Source organism: Moorena sp. SIO3I6 (assembly GCF_010672095.1).
Window position 1 is genome coordinate 1 of the sequence record NZ_JAAHHU010000869.1, and the last position, 2045, is coordinate 2045.

1 protein-coding gene and 1 pseudogene are annotated in these 2045 nt (G+C 49.9%); one reads left to right on the top strand and one right to left on the bottom strand.

Annotation, left to right across the window (positions count from 1 at the left end):
• Positions 1-233, top strand: a 233-nt coding sequence (locus F6K49_RS43775; RefSeq protein WP_293108068.1) for a hypothetical protein, incomplete at its 5' end; no start/stop codon positions are given.
• A gap of 257 nt (positions 234-490) precedes the next feature.
• Here F6K49_RS43775 and F6K49_RS43780 read toward each other — a convergent pair.
• Positions 491-2045 (bottom strand): annotated as a pseudogene (locus tag F6K49_RS43780) (hypothetical protein); the annotation flags it as partial.

The window sequence follows — 2045 nt, forward strand, 5'->3', positions numbered from 1 at the left end:
TATCTCACTTTTGCTGTTTGATCCGGGGGGTGGAACGGGCATCAGGCGTGGAACGGGCATCAGGCGTGGAACGGGCATCAGGCATGGAACGGGCATCAGACGTGGAACGGGCATCTTGCCCGTTTCCTTCCTCGGGCGGGCTGTCCCCTGGGGACCGAGAAAATCAGGACTCACCCTTGGGTGGTGCGTTACGGGGCGGGCTGTTCCAACACTGGCGCTCGGTGTTAACATGATAGCAAGCCCGCCCCTAACGCACCCTACTGGACTGACACATCTAAAATGGTGCAATAAGCGTAGGTTGGGTTGAAGAATGAAACCCAACACCAGTAACGCATTGTTGGGTTTCCCTACCGCTCAACCCAACAAACATTTTTAGGTGTGCCACGCCACTACGCACCCTAAAACCTTGTTAGAGTCAACTTCTGACTTCTGACTTCTGACTTCTGACGCTAAGCGTAGCGCTATACTTACTACTTCAGAGCATTAAAGATTAGTCCACCTTACGACGGAAGACAAAGGATCCATTGTCGCCAGGAGCAACAGTACCAACTTCATTGACGTACCTAGTCACTTCCTCACCGCTAGCTGGGTCAGTATTTCCAAAGGATAAGGTATTATTGAAGTACTCCACAGTACCCTGAGATGGGTCAGTTCCTTGCTCGTGAGTGGTGACAGTAACCCAGTTGTTAGGAGCTGCAGTACCATCCTCAGTAATGGTGAAGTTCTCAGCATCCAAAACTACGTTACCAGCACCCACTAGTGGTTCAGAGATATTGGTGTAGGTAATTCGGTACTCGATAAACTGACCAGGCTTAGCCCGTTCCGCGAGGGTACCTTCCTGATCACCTGTGGGATCTCCGCCGGAGAAGTCCTGAATCACTGTTACACCATCAGTATCCAGAATCCGAGCTTCTTGCACCATCTGCATATAACCAGTGTAGGGACGGTCAACAGTAATGTTGAAGACGGTGTCTTCAGTGACATCAAAGTTTCCGTCCGTGGTGTTGTCCACAAAGGCAACAATCGGAATCCCGTAACCCTGAACTTGAGCTGTCTCAGGTAAGTCAACAATTACCTCATAATCCAATTGCTGACCTGGTGTGAGAGTACCAACATTAACTGTTGTACCACCAGTGAGGGTAAAACCACCAGCTTCAGTGTAGGTGTAAGTCGCCTCAAGAATTGGACCTGTCTCTGGCTCGTACCTGATCGTGACCGTAGTGTTATCAGGAATCTGGTTATCTGGTCCAAAGTCTACTGGAGTGGTGAATTGAGGATTAACTTGAGGGTCATTAGTCGCCGCATTACCGACTGAAGGCGCAATTGGCAACAAGGTTACGTTATCTAAATTAGTAGCATTGGGGTTCTCAACGGTATTGTCGAAGGTCACCGCACCTGGGTCAATGTCGATACCCTGAGCTGTTCCAGCTGGAATAGTTGTGGACTGGTTAGTGAAGTCATCATTGTCATTGGTTGGACCAATGGCGTTGGGTCGATTCTCTGGACCATTGAGGATTTGACTGGTAGTCTCAATGTCTGCAGTAATGGTAACTACAGTGTCTTCACCCTTAGGTCCTTCACCTGTGTTGTCATTGTCTTCATCAACACCATCAGCACTGGGATTGGCAATACCAAGGTCTGTAGCTGGGTTGAAGTCGGTACCAGTCTCATCCGGTGGTGTACCATCATCATTGTAGTTGTTGGGATTTTGGTCACCGGATTCATCGTAGACCACTTCATCCGTTGGGTCACCGACAGTTTCACCAAATGCCTGAGCAATGTTAGCGACTTCACCACCAGCAACCGGTAACCCACTGGTGATCACACCAAAGCTGAAGCCATTGGCATCAGCTTCAGTGGAGGTTCCTGCAGTAATAGGACCGTCAGCAATAAAACCAATGCGCTTAACATCAGCTGGGGGGGTAGCAGACCAGTCTACGCTCAGGGCGTCACGACCAGTTACCGCTGGATCGTCATCAGAGTAGACCACTGTCCAGCCTGCTGGGGCAGTAGGCGCTTTTGCAGGGTCAGTATCAAATACTGTA